This is a genomic window from Mucilaginibacter pineti, from assembly GCF_900101875.1.
Taxonomy (GTDB): Bacteria; Bacteroidota; Bacteroidia; order Sphingobacteriales; family Sphingobacteriaceae; genus Mucilaginibacter; species Mucilaginibacter pineti.
Genome location: NZ_FNAI01000002.1, coordinates 747,121 through 767,335 on the forward strand (window position 1 = coordinate 747,121; position 20,215 = coordinate 767,335).

20 protein-coding genes are annotated in these 20,215 nt (G+C 41.3%); 12 read left to right on the plus strand and 8 right to left on the minus strand.

Going from position 1 to position 20,215, the window contains the following annotated elements:
- The first annotated feature begins 58 nt into the window (after positions 1-58).
- Positions 59-2,521, plus strand: a complete 2,463-nt coding sequence (gene ccsA, locus BLS59_RS07400) for a cytochrome c biogenesis protein CcsA (protein WP_091146978.1) — start codon at positions 59-61, stop codon at positions 2,519-2,521.
- An 8-nt stretch (positions 2,522-2,529) separates the two neighbouring features.
- The gene (locus tag BLS59_RS07405) at positions 2,530-3,252 is read left to right on the plus strand and encodes a phytanoyl-CoA dioxygenase family protein (protein WP_091146980.1); all 723 of its coding nucleotides are present in this window, start codon (positions 2,530-2,532) and stop codon (positions 3,250-3,252) included.
- Positions 3,253-3,652: 400 nt separating this feature from the next.
- On the opposite strand, the gene BLS59_RS07410 is transcribed toward BLS59_RS07405, so the two are convergent.
- Positions 3,653-4,396, minus strand: a complete 744-nt coding sequence (locus BLS59_RS07410) for a hypothetical protein (RefSeq protein WP_091146982.1) — start codon at positions 4,394-4,396, stop codon at positions 3,653-3,655.
- A gap of 20 nt (positions 4,397-4,416) precedes the next feature.
- The gene (locus BLS59_RS07415; RefSeq protein WP_091146984.1) at positions 4,417-5,340 is read right to left on the minus strand and encodes an alpha/beta fold hydrolase; all 924 of its coding nucleotides are present in this window, start codon (positions 5,338-5,340) and stop codon (positions 4,417-4,419) included.
- Positions 5,341-5,421: 81 nt separating this feature from the next.
- Here BLS59_RS07415 and BLS59_RS07420 point away from each other — a divergent pair, with 81 nt between their 5' ends.
- The 6 genes from BLS59_RS07420 to BLS59_RS07445 all read left to right on the plus strand — a co-directional run bounded on the left by BLS59_RS07420 (position 5,422) and on the right by BLS59_RS07445 (position 8,934).
- Positions 5,422-6,204 (plus strand): Rossmann-like and DUF2520 domain-containing protein, encoded by a 783-nt coding sequence (locus tag BLS59_RS07420; protein ID WP_091146986.1) that lies wholly within the window; start codon positions 5,422-5,424, stop codon positions 6,202-6,204.
- A gap of 19 nt (positions 6,205-6,223) precedes the next feature.
- Positions 6,224-6,556, plus strand: coding sequence for a 2Fe-2S iron-sulfur cluster-binding protein (locus BLS59_RS07425; protein WP_091146987.1), 333 nt, complete (start codon positions 6,224-6,226; stop codon positions 6,554-6,556).
- Positions 6,557-6,660: 104 nt separating this feature from the next.
- Positions 6,661-6,903 (plus strand): Fe-S cluster assembly protein IscX, encoded by a 243-nt coding sequence (iscX, locus tag BLS59_RS07430; RefSeq protein WP_091146989.1) that lies wholly within the window; start codon positions 6,661-6,663, stop codon positions 6,901-6,903.
- A 102-nt stretch (positions 6,904-7,005) separates the two neighbouring features.
- Positions 7,006-7,527 carry a KdsC family phosphatase gene (locus BLS59_RS07435; RefSeq protein ID WP_205411206.1) on the plus strand — a complete coding sequence of 174 codons (522 nt, stop codon included), beginning with the start codon at positions 7,006-7,008 and terminating at the stop codon, positions 7,525-7,527.
- Positions 7,528-7,648: 121 nt separating this feature from the next.
- The gene (locus BLS59_RS07440; protein WP_091146993.1) at positions 7,649-8,215 is read left to right on the plus strand and encodes a Maf family nucleotide pyrophosphatase; all 567 of its coding nucleotides are present in this window, start codon (positions 7,649-7,651) and stop codon (positions 8,213-8,215) included.
- 68 nt (positions 8,216-8,283) lie between these two features.
- Entirely contained in the window at positions 8,284-8,934 is a 651-nt protein-coding gene (locus BLS59_RS07445) for a DUF4136 domain-containing protein (RefSeq protein WP_091146995.1), read from the plus strand.
- Between the two features lie 163 nt (positions 8,935-9,097).
- Here the strand turns inward: BLS59_RS07445 and BLS59_RS07450 are convergent, their stop codons facing one another.
- The 3 genes from BLS59_RS07450 to BLS59_RS07460 form a co-directional block, all read right to left on the minus strand.
- Complete coding sequence (locus BLS59_RS07450; RefSeq protein WP_143014062.1) at positions 9,098-9,313, minus strand: hypothetical protein; 216 nt, start codon at positions 9,311-9,313, stop codon at positions 9,098-9,100.
- A 27-nt stretch (positions 9,314-9,340) separates the two neighbouring features.
- On the minus strand, positions 9,341-13,798 hold the full coding sequence (locus BLS59_RS07455) for a beta strand repeat-containing protein (RefSeq protein WP_143014063.1): 4,458 nt from the start codon (positions 13,796-13,798) through the stop codon (positions 9,341-9,343).
- A gap of 608 nt (positions 13,799-14,406) precedes the next feature.
- Positions 14,407-15,909 (minus strand): ATP-binding cassette domain-containing protein, encoded by a 1,503-nt coding sequence (locus tag BLS59_RS07460; RefSeq protein WP_091147001.1) that lies wholly within the window; start codon positions 15,907-15,909, stop codon positions 14,407-14,409.
- A 254-nt stretch (positions 15,910-16,163) separates the two neighbouring features.
- On the opposite strand from BLS59_RS07460, the gene BLS59_RS07465 reads away from it, so the two are divergent.
- Both BLS59_RS07465 and BLS59_RS07470 read left to right on the plus strand, forming a co-directional pair.
- Complete coding sequence (locus BLS59_RS07465; protein WP_091147498.1) at positions 16,164-16,331, plus strand: phosphatidate cytidylyltransferase; 168 nt, start codon at positions 16,164-16,166, stop codon at positions 16,329-16,331.
- 93 nt (positions 16,332-16,424) lie between these two features.
- The gene (locus BLS59_RS07470) at positions 16,425-16,886 is read left to right on the plus strand and encodes a PA2169 family four-helix-bundle protein (RefSeq protein ID WP_091147004.1); all 462 of its coding nucleotides are present in this window, start codon (positions 16,425-16,427) and stop codon (positions 16,884-16,886) included.
- Positions 16,887-16,956: 70 nt separating this feature from the next.
- Here the strand turns inward: BLS59_RS07470 and BLS59_RS07475 are convergent, their stop codons facing one another.
- From BLS59_RS07475 to BLS59_RS07485, 3 genes are all read right to left on the minus strand, one after another.
- Entirely contained in the window at positions 16,957-17,403 is a 447-nt protein-coding gene (locus BLS59_RS07475) for a hypothetical protein (protein ID WP_091147009.1), read from the minus strand.
- Between the two features lie 119 nt (positions 17,404-17,522).
- Positions 17,523-17,741 (minus strand): hypothetical protein, encoded by a 219-nt coding sequence (locus BLS59_RS07480; protein WP_143014064.1) that lies wholly within the window; start codon positions 17,739-17,741, stop codon positions 17,523-17,525.
- Between the two features lie 176 nt (positions 17,742-17,917).
- Positions 17,918-18,136, minus strand: a complete 219-nt coding sequence (locus tag BLS59_RS07485) for a hypothetical protein (protein ID WP_091147016.1) — start codon at positions 18,134-18,136, stop codon at positions 17,918-17,920.
- Positions 18,137-18,480: 344 nt separating this feature from the next.
- Between BLS59_RS07485 and BLS59_RS07490 the strand changes: the two genes are divergently transcribed.
- Together BLS59_RS07490 and BLS59_RS07495 are read left to right on the plus strand one after the other, a co-directional pair.
- On the plus strand, positions 18,481-19,050 hold the full coding sequence (locus BLS59_RS07490; RefSeq protein WP_091147020.1) for an RNA polymerase sigma factor: 570 nt from the start codon (positions 18,481-18,483) through the stop codon (positions 19,048-19,050).
- Between the two features lie 11 nt (positions 19,051-19,061).
- Entirely contained in the window at positions 19,062-20,162 is a 1,101-nt protein-coding gene (locus BLS59_RS07495; RefSeq protein ID WP_091147502.1) for a S1C family serine protease, read from the plus strand.
- Positions 20,163-20,215: the final 53 nt, after the last annotated feature.

Sequence of the window (20,215 nt, forward strand, 5' to 3'; positions counted from 1 at the left end):
TTTAACAAGTCGTGATACTTGATACTGACTACTTGATACTAATCACTCTAATCTAATTATGGATACAGTTTTTAAAGGCGAACACCTTTTACCGGGGCATATTGGCCAGTTTTTTATCGTTCTTTCTTTTGGCGCAGCCCTTTTATCATTTATCAGCTACTATTTTGCCACTACCGATGATGCTTTAAAACCCAACAGCAGCTGGCATAAACTGGGCCGTATAGGTTTTTACCTCAACTCATTATCTATTTTGGGTATGGGCACCTGCCTGTTTTATGTAATATACAACCATTACTTCGAGTACCATTACGCCTGGGCCTATACCTCGCGCTCCTTACCTGTTTACTATATAGTATCTGGTTTCTGGAACGGACAGGAGGGCGGCTTTCTGCTGTGGACCTTTTGGCAGGCTGTATTAGGTAACGTGCTCATCTGGAGGGCTAAATCATGGGAACGCCCGGTAATGACGGTTGTAGCCTTTTCGCAAGTGGTGCTTGGTACAATGGTACTTGGTGTAGAGATATTTGGTATAAGAATAGGTAGTTCGCCATTTTTATTGCTCAGGAACGCGCTTGATTACCCTATCTTCTCTAATGCTAATTATCTTTCTTTTATAAAAGACGGGCAGGGCATGAACCCCACCCTTCAAAACTATTGGATGGTGATTCACCCGCCAACTCTGTTCCTTGGTTTTGCATCTATGGTGGTTCCATTTGCCTACGCCGTAGCGGGGCTTTGGCAAAAGAGATATAAGGAGTGGGTAGCTCAGGCTATACCATACGCCTTGTTTGCCTGTATGATATTGGGTACAGGTGTTATCATGGGTTCGTTTTGGGCTTATGAGTCGCTTAATTTTGGCGGTTTCTGGGCCTGGGATCCGGTAGAGAATGCTTCTATTTTCCCGTGGATCACGATGGTTGCTGCCGTACACGTACTTATTGTTTATAAAAACACAGGCCACTCTTACTTTACAGCCACATTTTTAGTGCTGATAACTTTTGTGATGGTTTGGTATACCTCATTCCTATCGCGCAGCGGTATTTTGGGCGATACTTCGGTACACTCCTTTACCGATAATGGAATGTTTTGGCAATTGGTTCTTGGCGTTTTAATATTCCTGGTACTCTCTGTAGTGCTGTTAGTGAAAAGGTGGAAAGAACTGCCAATTACTAAAAAAGATGAAGAAACCTACTCGCGCGAGTTTTGGATGTTTGTAGGCTCGGTATTTTTGGGCTTATCCTGCTTCCATTTATTGGTAGTAACATCGGTGCCCGTTTGGAATGCCATGTTTGGCACCAAGATAGCGCCGCCATCAGATATTATTAAGCATTACAATGTAATCCAGTCGTCGTTTGCGTTTGTGGTTACCTTACTTACCGGCTTTACCCAGTTTTTAAAATACAAAAAAACAGATGTAACCCGCTTTTTCCTTACCACGGGTATCTACCTGCTTTTTGCTGCCTTAATAACCGCGCTTATTGTTTATGTAACCGGCATTTACAAAATGAACGTGGTATTTATATTGGTGATGTGGGGTTCGGCTTATTCGGTTATTGCCAATGGTAAGGTACTGGCCGATGCATTTAAGGGCAAGTTTAAACTTGCTGGTTCGGCAGTTGCGCATATCGGTTTTGGTTTCCTGATGATAGGGGCTTTGATAGCCGCGGGTACCAGCAAAGTGATTTCCATAAACAATACCGGCGAAGGTTTTTCACCGGAGTTTGCCAAAGAACAAAATCCACGTGAAAATATATTGGTATACCTGAATGAGCCTGTAAAAATGGGCGACTATCTGGTAAGCTACATAGGCGATTCCATCTCCAGTCCAAATCACTATTTTAAGGTTGATTATAAAAAAATAGGTGCCGACGGTAAAGTAGAAAATGAGTTTGTGCTGAAACCAAAAGCATTGATCAGCCGCGGGCAAATGTCTGCATCGCCAGATACCAAACATTATTTATTTCACGATATGTATACGCATATCACCATGTTTTATCCCGCGCCGCTTGCCGATGGCGAAGAGGCTAACAATGCCGGCGCGCATGACGAGGGTAACGACGATAAAAACTACGATGCCCCTGTAAGCCATGAGGTTGCACCGGGCGATACCATCAGATATCGTGATGGCTATATTTTGGTTAAAGGTCTTAATAAAGAAGCCAAGGTAGAGAACATTACCGTTACTGCCAGCGATGTAGTAATTGGCGCCAACCTTGAAATAGTATCGCATGGTAAAAAGTACGAGTCGGTACCTATTTACATGATACGCAATGGTAATGTGTTTGATTTTGCCCGCAAGGTTGATGATGCAGGTTTAAAACTGCGTTTCAGCAAGGTTCTTCCGGAGAAAAAGAAGGTAGAGATAATGGTATATCAGCAGCCCGAAAGCAAAAAGAAATTCATTGTAATGAAAGCCATTCAGTTTCCTTATATCAACTTCTTTTGGGCCGGTACAATCATTATGGTTATCGGGTTCTTCCTGTCGATACTTCGCCGGAAAAAGGAACTTAAAGCCGTTTAAAATACGCTGTGGATAATCAATACCCAGCGCATCAAAGCAATGTTTTAAATGATGGTTTCGCCATTGTTAATGATGTTTATACCGATGCCGAATGTGAAGGCATCCTCGCTATAATAGCCGGGGCCGATCACTCGAACCCGGCTTTTCGCAAAACCGACGATCTGTTTGCCATACGGCAGTTTTTAAAGGAATTACCGCAGGTAGTTCCTTTAGTTTTTAACAGCAATTTAAAAACGCTTATCAGTACGTTGTTTGGCAGCAGCTACTTTGCCGTAAAATCCATTTACTTTGATAAGCCCGAACTTAGTAACTGGTTTGTAGCCTGGCACCAGGATTTAACTATCGCCGTGGACAAAAAGGCCGAACAACCCGGCTACGGCCCCTGGACGATAAAGCAAAACAGTTTTGGCGTACAGCCACCGCTTGCCATCCTGCAAAACAACTTTACCATCCGCATACACCTCGACGATACCGACCAGAATAACGGTGCCCTCAAAGTGATCCCCGAATCGCACAAAAAAGACATCTATCGCCCCGATACCATCGACTGGAATACCGAAACAGAAGCCACCTGCAACGTAAAAGCCGGCGGCATTATGATTATGCGCCCTCTGCTCATGCACGCCTCAAACCGCACCGTTAACAACAAAAAACGCCGCGTTATCCATATTGAATTTAGCAAGGATGATTTACCTGATGGATTGGGTTGGGCGGAGAAATTGGGAGTGTAGGGCGCAGATTACTCACCCGACCATCGCTGCGCTTGGTCCCCCTCTCTTCGCCTTCGGCGGAAAGAGGGGGATGTTTAAAGTTTTATGTTAGAAAAAAAGAAAGAAAATATCTTCATGCCTTTGCGCTCGTTTGTAACGAGTGCTTAAAGTGTTTTTGCGTCTGCGACGCTTCTTCGCGATACAATCGCGTGACTGTGTTAAGCACTCGTTACAAACGAGCGCAAGTACCGAGTTAAGAGGTATATATAGAGGTGAAAAAATGTCTTCACCCTCTTTCCAGCAAAGCTGAAGAGAGGGTAGGCCAGCGAAGCGTAGCCGGGGTGAGTCCACAAATAGGCAGAGCCGATTGTAATAGCTTAGAGATTGCTTCGTGCCTCGCAATGACTTGATTTCATCAAACTTATCGCTTAATACTATCCAATGGCGATTTCCATTTGGATTCATCTGCTGCTCCATAGGAAATGCCCACACTTACAAAAAAATTACTGAGCATATCGTATTTTTGCCTGCACTCAACGCCTACGTTTATCTTATATGATGGTGATTCAGAACGATGGCAGTTGAAGCAGATATCCAGGTGATCGATCACGTTGTCGTTTTTGTCAAGAAATATGATGGAATTACGCGGATCGAAACAAGCGGCATGGCCAATGATCGTGTAGTTCTTCATACCCGTATATTCATAGTTAAAAAGGATATTGGTGAGGTTGTTGATCTGGGTAGGGTTCAACGTTTTTACGCCGAAAAGAGTTGAATAATCAATCCGGCGGTTGTTAATTATAAGTCCTTTATAAAAATTATCTTCCCTCGCGCTGCGTATCGGTTGAGGTTTACCGTCTAATACAATATCAGGATTAGGCTCACCGCCGCCAAAGTATGATACCGCTAATATTTTTGCGGCTACAGCAAACGGGTACATTTTTAAACGCTGCGCCGCAGTGTATTGATTGGTAAAGTGGCAGTTGTCAAAATAAGGTTTATAACCCTTTAAGGAGCTTCTGGGGTAAACAGTATCATCATGAACAGTCTTCTTTTTTGCTTTATGCAGTTTAATTGTATCTTGTACAAGTGCGTGATCCCTGGTGTTTGCATAGCAACCAAGCTTAATCATAAAAAACAGGCATGAAAAAAGGATAGCTTTCATGGCGATAATTTAGGAAGATTTTACCCTTCCTTCAAAAACGAAAGAATCTTAGCGTTTACCGTGTCGGGTTTTTCGAGGTAGGGGAGATGACCTGCGTCGGCTACCGGGAAAAAGTCGACTTTTAGTACGCTGCGGATAGAATCGCTAAAGCGGATGGGAACGGTTTTATCATCCTTACCCCATATCAGCAAAACAGGTTTATTGGCGCTGTTCAGGCAGGCATTGCTTTGGCGGCCATTACTTTGATAATCATATAAGGTAGATACCAGCGCGTTGCGGAACCCTTTGTATTGCATTTGCGGTAAGTAGCGATCAACCCAACCGGCGTGTTGTTTAGGATATTTAAAATCATCAAGCTGTCCGTTTGCACGTGCGTTTGAGTTTACGGCTTCGTTATAAAGGGTAAAACATTTAGGGGCTACGGGTTTTTCATTGCCATATCCGGGGTCAATAAGTATCACCTTGTTTATGAGGTTGGGATGGGTGCAGGTAAAGTTGGTAATTATTTCGCCACCGAAGGATATGCCGGCCAGGTTTACCTTACCCTGCAACTTTAGCCGGGTAATAAGCTCCAGTAACTGATTGTTATAAAGTTCTTTATCGTAAACAACCTCCGGCCTGTCTGAATAACCGCGACCGTAGGTGTCATATCTTAATACCTGGTAACCCTGTTTAACAAGGTATTCATAAGTGCCATCCCATATATAATATGGCACGCTAAAGCCATGCACAAGTATCACCACCTCGCCATTTTTTGGACCACTAAGCTCATAATGGGTAACTCCCTGGCTTAATTTTATAAATTTGCCAGCTATGGTTGCCCTGTCGGCATCAGTTAATGTTTTTTTCTCTTTATTATTATATTTATAAAAACCATATAATATTAATGAGGCTGCTCCAGCAAGAAATATTATAATTATTATGCTTACTTTGAGTATTTTCATGGCGTATTAGATGATGCTTACTAAAATACAGAAATATGTAATCGGTAGTTTGTGGTAAATCACTTTAATTGTAAAAATCTTATGCACATAACAATAATAGGATCTGGCAATGTTGCAACCCACCTGGCGGCGGCATTTAAAAACGCCGGGCACCGCATAGTGCAGGTATATAGTCCTGATATACAGCACGCAAGCTTGCTGGCCTATCATGTTGGTGCCGAAGCGATAGATAACCTTGCCCATATCAACCCCGATACCGGCATGTTTATAATATCGGTAAAAGACGATGCCATAGCCCATGTAGCGAAAAACCTGGCTATATATCAAAAGTTAATAGTACATACATCTGGCGCTACCGGTTTAGATACGCTTTTGGCATATACCGGTAAAGCAGGGGTACTTTATCCGCTGCAAACATTCAGCAAAAGCCGCGAACTTGATTTTTTCACCGTTCCGCTTTGTATTGAGGCTGCTGATGAAGTTATATATACTGATATACAGCAGCTTGCAGCAACCGTTAGCAACAATGTTTACAGCATTAACTCGGCCGGACGAAAAATATTGCATCTTGCCGCCGTGTTTGCCTGTAATTTTCCAAATTATTTGTATTCGGCTGCACAACAGCTACTTGCGGGGCATAATATGGACTTTAATATGCTGCGTCCGCTTATCCTGGAAACGGCCCAAAAAGTACAGGAACACCTGCCTGCCGATGTGCAAACCGGCCCTGCCGTACGTAACGATCAGCAAACGATGAACAATCACCTGCAAATGTTGAATGATACTCCTCAATTAAAGGAGCTATATGAGCTGTTAAGTCAGGGTATTATCAAAAACAATGTTGATGGGCACGGGGCTAAGTAATTTTGTTACTTTTGCTTAAATGAATATTTTTAAATTAAAGATAAATTTTGAGGAAAAGGGGCACGAAACCATTGAGTTGCCTATAGCCGAGGGAGAATCTGTATTAGACGTTTGCCTGGAGAATGGCATTGAGTTACAGCATAATTGCGGCGGCGTTTGCGGATGCAGCACCTGCCATGTTTACGTAAACAAAGGGATGGATAACATCCAGGAAATAGCTGATAAAGAAGAAGATTTTATTGACAGGGCGGTTAATCCGCGTATAAACTCGCGTTTGGGCTGCCAGTGTGTAGTTATAGACGGGGATATTGAAGTTACCCTGCCCGATCAAAATCAGTTCCTGGGCCATTAAGCCGGTTTTACGCCCGGCGCTGCTGCGTTACGCGTAAAATTAGTGATGATATTAACCATACAATAAACGTACTGCGTAAAACATATTACGCGCAACCTGATAAAATGAGCGACAATAAATTTGCCCTGCCAATTCACTGGAATGATTACGAAGATATTGCCATTGAGCTTTACGAGAAGTTTGGTGCCGATTTCGACGAATCAAAAATATACCGCATCCGCTTTACCGAACTTTTGGAATGGGTGTTAACGCTGCCAAACTTTGCCGGTACCAAAGCCGAATCAAACGAAGGTCACTTGGAGCAGATCCAGTCGGCCTGGGTTTATGAGTGGCGGGATAATCAATAGCCAGCAGTTTTCAGTTGGCGGTTTGCATGATTTGCAAAGCCGTTATAATTGAAGCCGGGCTTACTGTAAATTCAATAATTCATTAATTCAACAACTACTCTGGTGGAATCGTTCCTGAATAAATTAAAAGATATTACCACGTTTATTTTTGATGTGGATGGCGTGCTTACCGATGGTTCTGTTTTTGTGACCGATAGCGGCGAGCAAAGCCGGGCCTTTAATATTAAGGATGGTTATGCCCTACAGCTGGCCGTTAAATGCGGTTATAATGTTTGCGCAATATCTGGCAGCAGATCAAAAAGTGCTATTTACAGGTTAAACAGTTTGGGGATTCAGGATGTATATATGGGTACACATACCAAATCGCAAAGGTTTAAGGTTTACCTGGAGGAGAAGGCCATTATTGCCACCAATGTGTTGTACATGGGCGATGATATTCCCGATCTGGAAGTGATGAAGCTGGCCGGCTTACCGGTTTGCCCTGCCGATGCCGTTGAAGAAATTAAGGCCGTAAGTGCCTACGTATCGCCCTATGGCGGTGGCAAAGGCTGCGCACGCGATATCATCGAAAAAGTACTCAAAGTGCAGGATAAGTGGATGAGCGAGCAGGCGTATAGCTGGTAGGTTTTTAAAGTCAAAAGTAAAAATTAAAAAGTCAAAAGGGTTTTGTGCTACCTTGAGATCTTTTATCCAATAGTCATTTGTCCTTAATCTAAAAATCCTTCGTCCTTTATCTAAAAGTCCCATGAATATTCCCAAGATCATCCTCGCATCAAAATCGCCACGCAGGCAGGAGTTGTTAAGGCTGATGGATCTGGATTTTGAAGTTGTGCTAAAGGAAGTTGATGAATCATATCCTGACGGACTTACCCCGCAGGAGGTTGCCGTTTACATTGCCCGCAAAAAGGCCGAAGCATTTGACCAGACTATCAATGATGAAGTAGTGCTCACTGCCGATACCATTGTTTGTATCGACGGGCTCATCCTCGGCAAACCCGAAACGCCCGCCCACGCCATTGAAATGCTGCAAATGCTGTCGGGCAAGGTACATTTGGTTGTTACGGGTGTTTGCCTGTTGCATAATGGTAAATACAATACATTTTTTGATGTATCCGAGGTGTTTTTTAGGCAGCTAAGCCTGGAGGAGATCACCAGTTACGTAACCGAGTATAGTCCGCTTGATAAGGCCGGCTCGTACGGTATTCAGGAGCGGATAGGCTTAATAGGTATTGTGCGCATAAATGGCTCATACACAAACGTTGTAGGGCTGCCCACCGAAAAATTATACGCGCAATTAATTAATTTAAAATAAATAATATTTAAATTAAACCTTTCGTTGTTTAGTAGTCTAACACTTAAATATAAGGGAGTTAAATCGTCATGAAAAGAACTATTAACCTTGGGCTGGTAATTTTGCTGGTATCGGCCCTATCTGCTTGCAGCAGCTACAATTATTATACCGCAGCACGTAATAAAACCGATCTTTCAGGATACCGTACTTTTGCCTGGTTACCTCCTAACCTGCAAAACGACCATGCCGGCGCAGTGCTTAAAAAAGAAGTGGCAGACGAGCGTGTTAAAGACGCCGCAATTACCGCGCTACAAACCAAAGGCCTTAAACTGCAGGAACGCGAGCCCGATTTGTTGGTGAGCTATTCAACAGTAACCGGTCGTGGTGTTAAAACAGAATTTTATCCTACCTACTACGGCGGCCTTTATGGTGGCTGGGGCGGCTGGGGTTGGGGCGGTGGCTACGGCGGCTGGGGTTACCGGTCGTTTTACGGCGGTGGCTATGGTGGCTGGGGTTTCCCTTACTACGGTGGCGGTACCTATGCCCGTGTACCCTATAAAGAAGGTACCCTTATCATTGATATAATTGACCGTAACACCCGTAAACTGGTATGGCGCGGCTTTGGCGTAGGCGAATTGCATAACCCCAAACAAACTATCAAAGAACTTCCTAAAGTTGTTGCCGGCGTGTTAGAGCAGTTTCAACTAAACCAAACAAGTACTAATTCAAAGAAAGTATAAGCTATTTTATACTGATAGCATAAATAAGAAAATCCCTTTGGGCCTAAAGCTCAAAGGGATTTTTATTTGGTAGTATACGGTTATGGCACTTGCAAGGCCAATGTTGTTAATAAATGATATAAGCAGCTTTATAGCTAATGTGTTATAGCTTAAGCCTGTAATGTTAAGCCTGCAATGCTTTTTGCTTGCGTTGTAAATGAATAACAGCAGCAATAAGGGCAGCGGCTACAAGTACAATAACCCAGGTATCCAACGGGCAATTCGGATCATCCGGATCGCAGGGCAGAGGATCGCTACCACCCGGATCGGCCATAACTGTTACAATATTTAATAGAACAACGCTTAAAGTAGCAAATAAATAAAGACTGATTTTTTTCATGTTAACCGTATATATCATCACCCACACTTACAATTTCGAGAACTTTTTAGTAGCATAATAACTGCCATCGGCATTGCTTACCTCAAGTACATATCCTCCACGTAAAAGGTTACTCACATCCTGGCTTATTGTGCCGCCGGCATTTGCCTTTGAGTTGCTTACTACACGGCCATCCACATTATAAATTTTTATGGATAGCTTTCCTTGTGTTACGTTGTTAAGTCTTAGCTTAATGATATCAACAGAAGGGTTAGGATACAAATCAAAGTTAGCAATTAAATTATCATTTCCGGGAGGCTGATAGCCAATGATCACAATTTTAGATAACGCGCTTGGATCAAGCCCTACGGTTTGTACCAAACGATATTGGTTTGTACCGTTTGCGGGTTTAATATCCGTCATGGTATAACTGCCAGATCCGTCGGATGCTAAAGAATCAATGGTGATGAAAGTTTTACCGCCGTCGGTGCTGCGCTGCAGGGCAAACATGGTGTAAGTACCCTCATGTTCGGTTTTCCAGTTAAGTACAACCGAACCTGTTTTTTTAGCGCCGTTAAAGCCAAGCAGGTTATATTGTACGCCGCTTTTATGTTTTACAAGTTCAAAACGGGTTGCGCCAAAGGTTTGCGCGTTGCCTCTTTGCAGGTTAAAGTTGTAGGTATCATTGGCCGATAGATCAAGCGAATCTTTCATGAAATGATCTACCAGGTATAAAACATAACGGCCGTCAATTGCCGATGCGCCGGTAAATTTCAACTTATACAAACCGTCGGTTTTTCCCTCTACATATAAAGGAATACTTTTAATGGTATCAATGGCCCCCATGGTATTAATGATACATGGTCTGCTATCGGCGGTGTAACTTGCTAAAAACGTTGTTTGCGAAAGCCCGCTGCGGTAAATAGCATCTTCCTGATCATTAAATTTATTGTTACCGGCATTGCTTTTATCGCCAAACTGAATTACCGTTTCATTCATGTTATCAGAATCAAGCGATAAAGTTATGTGTACAATTGATGGTTCGGCAACAGCTGGTGCAACTGCGGCATCTGTAGTTATTGCTGCCAGGGTTGGTACATCCATAGCACCCTTGTTGGCCATTGCAAGCACCTGCGGTGTATGCGCTTTAAAGGTAGTTGGTAACCCATTGCCGCCGGTACTGCCGTTAACGTTTATATTGGTCACTTTAGCGGCTTCTGTAAACTGCAGGGTGGTGGTATTATTGGATTTTCCCTGGATCATAAAACCCTGCCCGGCCAGCACATAGCGGCCTACACCGTTGTTTAATAAACTTGCCGACGTGTATTGAGTAGCCGCACCTCGCGAATAAACACCAAATACCCCGCTGTTATTCAGCATATAAACGAAATTGTTATTTGGATTCGTAACAGTAATTTTATCGAGATCGATGGTTGAGGCGTAGGGATTACCTACCAGGTGTAGCCCATCGTTAGCTGATGCAGGCGTAGAAGTGTTATATTTAAATACAGCATCAGTTGCAGTGGGCGTTACATATACAATATGGCCGCTTACGGTTTGCACCGAGCTTTCTGCAGGGAAATTAACGGTAATGTTGCCTTGGTTAGGTACGCCTGTCCAGTTTAAGGTAGTATTTTCGGGTACTGCCGTAGTGGTGGTTTTATTAATGCCGTTAACCCCTGTTGGGCTTCTGTTACCCCTGAAAAAGAATAAAAAGCCGTTTCCAACGGGTAAAAGCTCATTTATGGTAGATATACCTTTATAATCGCTATTTGCAATTACCTGGTTTATTGGGTCTGTAGCTTTTTCGAAGTAATACAAAACCGACGGATTTCCGGATAATGACATATCAAATCCATTGGTTGGAGGGGTAACGCTATTATATGCCGTACCAGATGCACCATAGCCGGTAATAGGTGTGGTTTTTTGCAGGTCGGTAAACCCGTATGCTTGTTGTGAGTTGATAGTTGCTGTTTGGTGTACCGGAGAGGAAAGTAAACGGTAGCCCCTGCGTGCGATAAGCCCACCCGTCATATAGCGGTTTACATTTACGTTGCCGGTTATTGTGCCTGCCGTAAGCTTATCTATAGAACCGGAGTAAGTAGCGTCGGAGAGAATAGTTAAATTTCCACCTGCTGCAAGGGTAGTGGATGCCGTTACCTGTAATAAGCCCGAACTTGATAAATTAAAAGTTCCGGCACTTAACGTCTTGGTACCGCCACCGGTAAATAAAACATTGTTAAAGGTAATAGGGTTTGCAACAGTAGTAAGTGTGGTGCCAAACACACCTGTGTAACCAAATGTTACCAAACCACTACCTGAAGTTATAGTGCCGGCATTATTAGTAAACTGATACCCGTTAAAGGTAAGGGGGCCGCTTCCGAGTGTCATGGTTCCGCCTGCATTATTAAATTGTGGGCCGTTAACGGTTATGTTTGAGGCTCCTTGTAATAATGTGCCACCAGCACCTTGCATACTGCCAGTAATTGTTACAGTTGGAGCATAGGTACTGAAGTTGATAATGGGAGATGTTGATGTTCCGGATGTTGTAAGATCACCTGCAACCGTTAATGTTCCGCCTGCCGCAAGCCCAATGGTTTTTGTTCCCGAGCCCGAAAAGGTTAAGTTTTGGTACATAGCGGGGGCTGTAGTAATAGATGAATTATATACGGTTTGGCTTGCGCCGTTATAATTAACAGTACTTATGCCGGTACCTGCCGAAACTACATTATAAAAATCGATGCTGGCGTAAGCGGCATTGGCGATATTTAAGGCGGTAGGGTTTGACAAGTTCAAAGTGGCTGAGGTACTGCCGGATAGATCAATTGAAAAAGTATCAGTGGGAGAGCCAAATAAAGCCACGTTTTGATTAGTAGTAACTATTTGACCATTAATATTCATGGTACCGCCAGCTAACGAAAAATACGGACTCGCATCTGCTACGCCAAAAATAAAAATACTAGCGCTTGTTGAATTTAAAATCAAATCGGAACCAAGTGTTAAATTTGCGACAGTTGAAATAACTTTTGTTACGAAATTGCCGCCGAAATTAGGAGTTGTATTGTCGCCAACTTGCAATGTGCCACACGAGATGTTACCAGTACCTGCAAGTGTGGTTGTGGTAGCGCCACCAGCTCTATGGTTTTGAGTAATGCTCGTTCCAACTGTTAAAGATACACCTGTACCAGTCACCGTTAAGGTTGTAGCCGAGGATGTTTTGGCAACGCCAAATATTATTGAGTTACATAACCTGTTATCGGTTACTGTTGGATTTGATATAAATGATGTGGCAGATTGGCCGTTATTACTTCCAGAACCGGTTATTGTTGATGTAGAAACGCCGATTCTAACCGCGTCGTATTGTCCGGGAACTACAGTTGGTGTATTACCGTTAACACGCCAGTTTTGAGTCACGTTCCATGTAGCACTCTGTTCACCTGTCCAATCGTAGGTTTGACTGCCATAAAAAGTTTGACTACAAGCGCCTCCTGATACTCCGTTTACATAGCTATTTGTAATAATACACCCGCTATGTGTTTTACATACATTGCTGTTTGGGTTTGGCGTGTCGTTGTAACAAATGTTAAAGGCTGTAGGTTTATGATCTTTAAAACTACTTACAAAGGTTACTACTACGTAGTAATTTTTAGCCGTGGAAATTTGATAGCCATTGGCAAAATCCAATACTATTTTTGTTCCTTGGTTTTGCACAGTGATATTTGCGGCAGCTGCATTTGTGCTGGCATCAAAAAGTTGTATAGTGCTTATGTAGCCAGCTGTGAAATTTTCGCCACCTAAAGGAAAGCTCACATCCAAAATCAGCTCGTGCATATCCGTAGGGCCTGTTGCTGACAAGGTAAAGCCAAATAAATTATACGCAGTATTAGCAGAAACTGTAGTGCCTGTATAAATCCCTGTATTATAATTGGCTATCGTTAAAATAGGTGACTGAAGATTTAAAGCCTGCCCTACAACGGAAGACGCTGTTCCTGTTATTACACTGCCACTGTTGGTTAAATCTGCATAGGTAAGTTGCTCTGTGGAGGGAAGGTCATTTACTATTGCGTTAAAATTAGCTACGATAAAGTAGTTAACGCTGCCGCCATTAGCTGCTATGGCTTGCGTAAAACCTGAGATAACTAAAGTATTTGATGAGGCATTATTGGTTGTGCTTACGGTTACCTTGCCAACGGGTGCAGCGTAATTGGAATTAGTAATTGAATAAAGTGTTAATCCTGTAAAATATTGATCCAGCGGCTTGCCGCCTGGCGAACCACCAACTGCAAACCTGAATGTTGTTATACTTGCTGCTGTAGTACCACTGTTGGTTACATTAAAGCCATACAATACAACCCCTGTAGTTCCATACGCGATATTGCCACTTGATACACCATTTGTTGATGCATTGTTAAGGCCTGTAATTGTTAATGATACGGCCGCTTTTGCATAGTTTGATGCAATTAATAAGCACGCAATCAAACAAAATTTATGTAGCAGTGTTTTCAAAATGAATAAGTTTAATAGGGGTTTACAATAATGGTGCTAATGAAATTTAAGCGCCTAAAAATACCCAAAATTCTAATAATCACCGCATTTACGTAATAATCTGCTAAAAAGTTGGCCTTTAGATTGAAAATTTTGTAAATAAAGTATTCCTTAAAGTTGTATGATTGTTACCCAATTTGGGGAAATATTTCCTTATGTGAAAGTTTGTAAACTGTTTGAAATTAATAGGAAAAAAAAGCCGTAGGTAGTAGCCTGGTATTAACTATTAGGCACGGCCAAATCTTTATTTATTTAAACAAACTTTGGCTGAAATTTTTTGAAATAAAGTGTCGTTTTCGGCTCTTATTTTACAAATTTTGCCAAATCGGGATGTATGAAAATTGATTATGCATGATTTTCGGCAATCGGAAATTTAAAGAATGACTTTTTCGACGTTAAAAAAATGAAAATCCAGCTCCCCAAAAACAAGGTTTCAAACCAAAATATTTCGGCACCGGATTTCAAAAATTGAGTTTCGGCGACTGACGACACCAGACGACGCACTGACGATTGCTGACGACACACTGACGGTTGCTGACGATGTACTGACGGCTACTGACGAAAGGTGACTAAACCACTTTTCCCTTGTCAAGCTGTAATACTTTATCAACACTGTCTGGAATTTCGTGCTGGTAATGGGTTACGTAAATAAGGGTAACGTTGCTTAGTTTGCAAAGGGTGTCAATCACGTTTTTAAAGTGCAGTTGCTGATGATCGTCCATCCCCTGGCAAGGTTCATCAAAGATTAATAGCGATGGGTTTTTTATTAAAGCCCTGGCCAACAGGCATAAACGTTGCGCACTGGCGGGTACATTTTTTAATAAGGTGCGGGAGTATTGGTCTATCTCGAATGTTTTCATCCAGCGCAGTGCTATAGCCGCGCGGTCGGCATTGCTCGGTCTGAATAGTCCCAATGTATCGTAATAGCCTGATTCTATGACCTGTAGACAACTATTGTCTGTAGGGAAGTACTGGTGCAGCTCGGGCGATACAAATCCTATCTTCTTTTTTATGTCCCAGATGCTTTCGCCGGTACCCCTTTTCTTGTCAAACAGCACAATATCGTTGGCATAAGCCTGCGGATTATCGCCATTAATTAAACTCAGCAGGGTAGATTTTCCCGCACCATTTGGGCCAAGTAATGCCCAGCGGTCGCCGGGTTTAACGTCCCAGTTTACATTGTCAAGAATTACTTTTTCGCCATACTGAATGTGTACATTATTCATCTTAACTATCTGATTATAAATAGCTGGTGATTTGTTTGTGTTCAGTAAAGCACTAAGTTCGGCGTTATCAATATGGTCGGTAATGTCTTGTTTAAAGAGGCTTGGGTTAAAGCTGGCTTTTGTTGATTGTTCAATAATATTGCCCTTGTCCAACACCGCAATATTGGTTATTGCATCCGGAATTTCATGCACCGATGTAGCCATAATAATACTGATGCCCGAGGCTGTGATCTGCGCTATAATGCCGTTAAATTCCTGCCTGGTTTTTACATCGAGCCCGGTAAGCGGGTTATCCAATAGTAGTAAAACGGGATTTTTGAGCAGGGCGGCAGCCAGCATTAAGCGTTTGGTTTCGCCGTTGGATAGTTTTATTAACTGCTTGTTGCGCAGTTGGTTAAGGTTCAATAAATCAAGAGTTTTGGTCAGGGTCCAGGATATATCAGTGCGCGGTATAGCTTTAATTTCACTCAGGTAATTATCAACCGTCAAGGCATCTTCTGAATCGGACGAGTTGTAACGCTGTTGATAATAAAAATCAGATGTATTGGATAGATTACGAAAATGGTGTTTCGGTTCAACCAAGGCAATCAGTTTATTGTTGATGCCGATGCTTTTATTATCTGATATTGAGTTGTTTATGTTTTGTCCGAAGTTGTAGGTAAGGCTTCCGCCCGTAATATTAAAACGCCCGGCTATGGTTTGCAGCAGCGCGCTTTTGCCCGATCCGCTTTGGCCTATCAAGGCCCAGTTTTGTCCATTGTTGATGGTAAATGTGAGGTTTTTAAGCAGTGTATTGTTCAGGTACCTCACTGTGGCATCATTTATTGAAAAAAGTATATCACTCATATTTGTTAGCACAGGCGGTAAAATTAATGATCTCTGCCTTAACCTGCATAGTTATTTTCTCTTTCGTTCGATATGCACTGTATAAAACGCTATACAATCTGCCTCCCCAAAAAAGCTCCATTTTGGTCAATCCGGCCCTAAAACAAGATAAAATTCTGTATAAAAGCCATTTTTTAAATAGGACTGATTATTGTATTTATTGGTTCGAAGGGAAAAATAACCCCCTTCCATACATCTACCATAAACACATAATTATGAAAAACGCACATTTGTTATTAATCGCTCTGGCCATGTTTGCTCTTAGTGGCTGTTCCGTTATCGGAGGTATTTTTAAGGCAGGGGCCGTAGTTGGGGTAATTGCCGTTGTTGTAGTTATTTTAGTCATTATCTGGCTGATATCGTTGTTCCGCGGGAAACAATAAGTTTTATATTGATTTACTATTTAGATAATTAATTATTTAAAAATTAAACAATTTAATTATTGATAGGTTGTATTGATATAATCTAACTGAAAAATGGAAAACACACAAGCAACAGCAGAAGTATTGAATGATCTGGTACAGATCAACAATGACCGTATTGAAGGCTATACCCGCGCCTTGCATGATTTAAAAGATGGTGAAACTGATTTAAGGGCACTGTTTTTAAGTTTAATTGACGATAGTCGCCGCTATAAAGCGGAATTGGGTAAAGAGGTAGAAGTGTTAGGTAAAGACATTGAAACAAGTACTACCGTAAGCGGTAAAATTCACCGTGCCTGGTTGGATGTTAAGGCCGCATTTACCTCACACAATACTCATGATATTTTGGAGGAGTGCGAATTTGGAGAAGATGCAACCGTAAAGGCCTACAAAATGGCACTCGACGAAAAAAGCTTACCCGCCTTTTTACGCGAGCTGATTACCAATGAGCAAAACGAGATACTTGATGCACATGATGAGATCAAAGCATTACGCGACAGTGTTCATCACGACTAATCTATTCAAATAGAGCTACATAAAAAAGGGAGCGGATACTTATCCACTCCCTTTTTTATGTTCATTTTTATTATTTATCTTCTGGATCCATCGTTATTGATTCAACCTGCCAGCTGGTTTTTTCAGACCAATCTCCCTTGATGTAATGCATCTTTATTATCCAATTTGATTTTATGGTTTTTCCGGATGTGGTTATAAACTTAATAACCGATTGCAGCTGATAGCTATTGGTTGCCGTATCAATAACCGGTTTATAACTATTTTCGGGGAAATTAGCAGTAGTTGGCTGTTTAAGTTTGTCTTTTACAAATACTTTGGCTGTTTCAAAAGCTTCACGAGCGGTAGGCTTGCGGTTAAGGTGTACCGTGCTGTTTTTACTGATACCCAGTATAACAACAATAAAGGCAATGGCAAATACAATAGCGTAAATTGTTGCCGTGCGGATGTGTGGGTGGCGGTGCCAGCCCAGTGTTTTTCGTTCTTCCTCGCTAAGGGCTTTCCAATCTGAGTGTTTCATGTGTAGTGTATAGCACATAAAACAATGAATAGTCGAATTGTTTTACCGGGTAAACTATATATAAACAAAAAACGCTCCCGGAAACCGGCAGCGTTCTTTGTTTTACTAAAAAAGTAAGATTACATTTTTTTAGTAGTAGTGTCTTTTTTAGCTGAATCAACTTTAGCTGAATCTTTAGCAGCGTTCATTTTAGCAGCAGTATCCATTTTAGCTGAGTCCATTTTAGCTGAATCCATTTTTGCTGAATCTGCAGCAGCTGAAGAACCAGCACCTTTACAAGCTGCAAATGAAGTAGCGATAGCTAAGGCAACTAAGCCTAATTTGAATGAATTTTTCATGTTTAATTTTTTAATAAGTGATTTAATAGTTTTTATGTTAATACCCAAAACAAAAAAAGGTAACCCATAATTTTAAAAGAAAAATTACAGATTACCTTTTTAATTAAAAAAAACTAAAAAATCAATAAGAAGAAGCTTAAGATTATACTTAAGCTGTCTTTTTATTAGTTTTAAAATTATTTCTTAGTTGAGTCTTTTTTTACTGAATCAACTTTAGCTGCGCCAACTTTTGCAGCTGAATCAACTGTAGTAGCAGAATCAGTTTTAGCTGAATCAACTTTAGCTGAATCAATTTTAGATGAATCACCACCTTCAGATTTTTTAGCACCACCACAAGCTGAGATAGAAACAGCGATAACTAAAGCTAATAAACCGGTTTTGAATGCATTTTTCATTTTAAGAGAGTTTTAAATGTTAATTTTTTGATCGTTTTCATAGCTTAATACCGTTTACTTAAAAAGGTAACCCACTAAATTTTAAAAAAAATTAATTCCCATAGATTTTATAGTTTTTATAGCTATCCGGAATGTTTTGACGGCAGTTGTTTTTATTGCAGTTTTGCCGCTTATTATTTAAAAGCGGGGTTACCTTGTTAAATTTGGCGTATTAACGGTAGTGTTATAATTTGGTGTATATTGGGTTCAAACATCAAAACCTTAGCCGGTATTTGACAATTTATTTAAGGCGAATGTTTTTTTTAATAAAAATGGGTTACATTTTCGCATAAACAGTATTAAGAGTGAATAAAGAGTTAAAGGCTTCGGCACCAACAGATAGCGAGATAGTTCTTGGTATACTTAATAATTCGGAAATAGTACTGAAAAGGTTATATACCACCTATTTTCCGATGATATTGCAGTTAATTATCAATAACAACGGAAATGAGGATGATGCCAAGGATATTTACCAGGAAGCGATAATTGTTCTTTATAACAAGATCAAATCTGGCGAGTTTGAATTAAGCAGTAAGCTTAAGACTTACATTTATTCGGTTTGCCGCAGGCTTTGGCTTAAAAGGCTGAGCCAGATGAACAGGTACGGAGGGGATATCAGAGATTTTGAAGACCACCTGCCCGTCGATGAGGAACTTGATACACATAATGACAGGGATATACAGTTTACTAAAATGGAAAGTGCGCTCCAGTTATTAGGCGAACCCTGCAAAACCATTATGGAAGATTTTTACATACATAACAGATCTATGCAGGATATCTGTGAACGTTTTGGTTATACCAATGCCGATAATGCCAAAACGCAAAAATATAAATGCCTGCAAAGGCTGAAAAAATTGTTTTTTCAGCAGAAATAACGAGTAAAGCGATGAGTGATAACCTGATTTTGGAATTAATTGAACAGTACCTTAACGGCGATATGATGCCAGAGGAACGTGTGCAATTTGAGTTGCTTCGTAAAAAAGATGCAAGTGTTGACAGTAAAGTGGTAGAGCATAAGTTGTTCATTGGTTTAATGAAGCAGTACGGTGAGCGCATAGAGCTTGAAAAACGCTTAAACGCCATTCATGACGAAATTGACGTACACACGCTTAAAGAGGAATTGATGATTCACCCTAACTGGATAGTTAGCATGTGGAGGCACCATCATTCAAAAATATCGGTTGCGGCTTCTATAGCCATATTCGCTATATTAAGCACATTGTTTTTTACAGGTAAGCTTAATAACCATGATTCGAGCCTTGTACAGTTACGCGATGAAGTAAGTCGCATCAAAACCAAAACAGATAATCTGGATAAAAAAACAAATAGTTTTATAAATCAAGCCCATGTAAAGCCTAAAATTACCAATCCTGGTAGTTTCAGGGGAACTGGTTTTGCTTTATCGTCAAACGGTTATATTGCAACTAACTATCATGTAATAAATAACGCCGATTCCATTTATGTTCAAAATGCAAACGGTGAATCGTTCCATGCGAAGGTTGTTTATACAGAGCCGCAATATGATCTGGCCATTTTGCAGATCAATGATGCATCCTTTAAAGATTTGGGTAATGTACCTTACAATTTTAAAAGATCATTCAGCGATTTAGGCGAGGGGGTTTACACATTTGGCTATCCTGGCGGCGAAGAAGTTTACGGACCCGGTTCGTTAACAGCATCCACCGGTTATTCTGGCGATACTACCGAATACCAGGTTTCTATTCCGGTTAATCCTGGTAATAGCGGCGGCCCGCTGATTGATGATAAAGGGAATATTATTGGCGTAATAAGTGCCAAACAAACCCAGGTGGCAGGTGCTGCTTTCGCAAAAAAATCTGCCTATCTATTAAAAACTATTCAAAATATCCCATCAGATTCTTTGAGTAAATCATTAACCTTAAGTACCAAAAACACACTGGCCGGTTTAAGCCGTCCGCAGCAGTTAAAAAAGCTGAAGAATTATGTGTTTATGGTTAAGGTTTATTAACCAAGCCAAACCAATAAAAATTAATAATTGAAAAGGAGATACCGTAAGGTGTC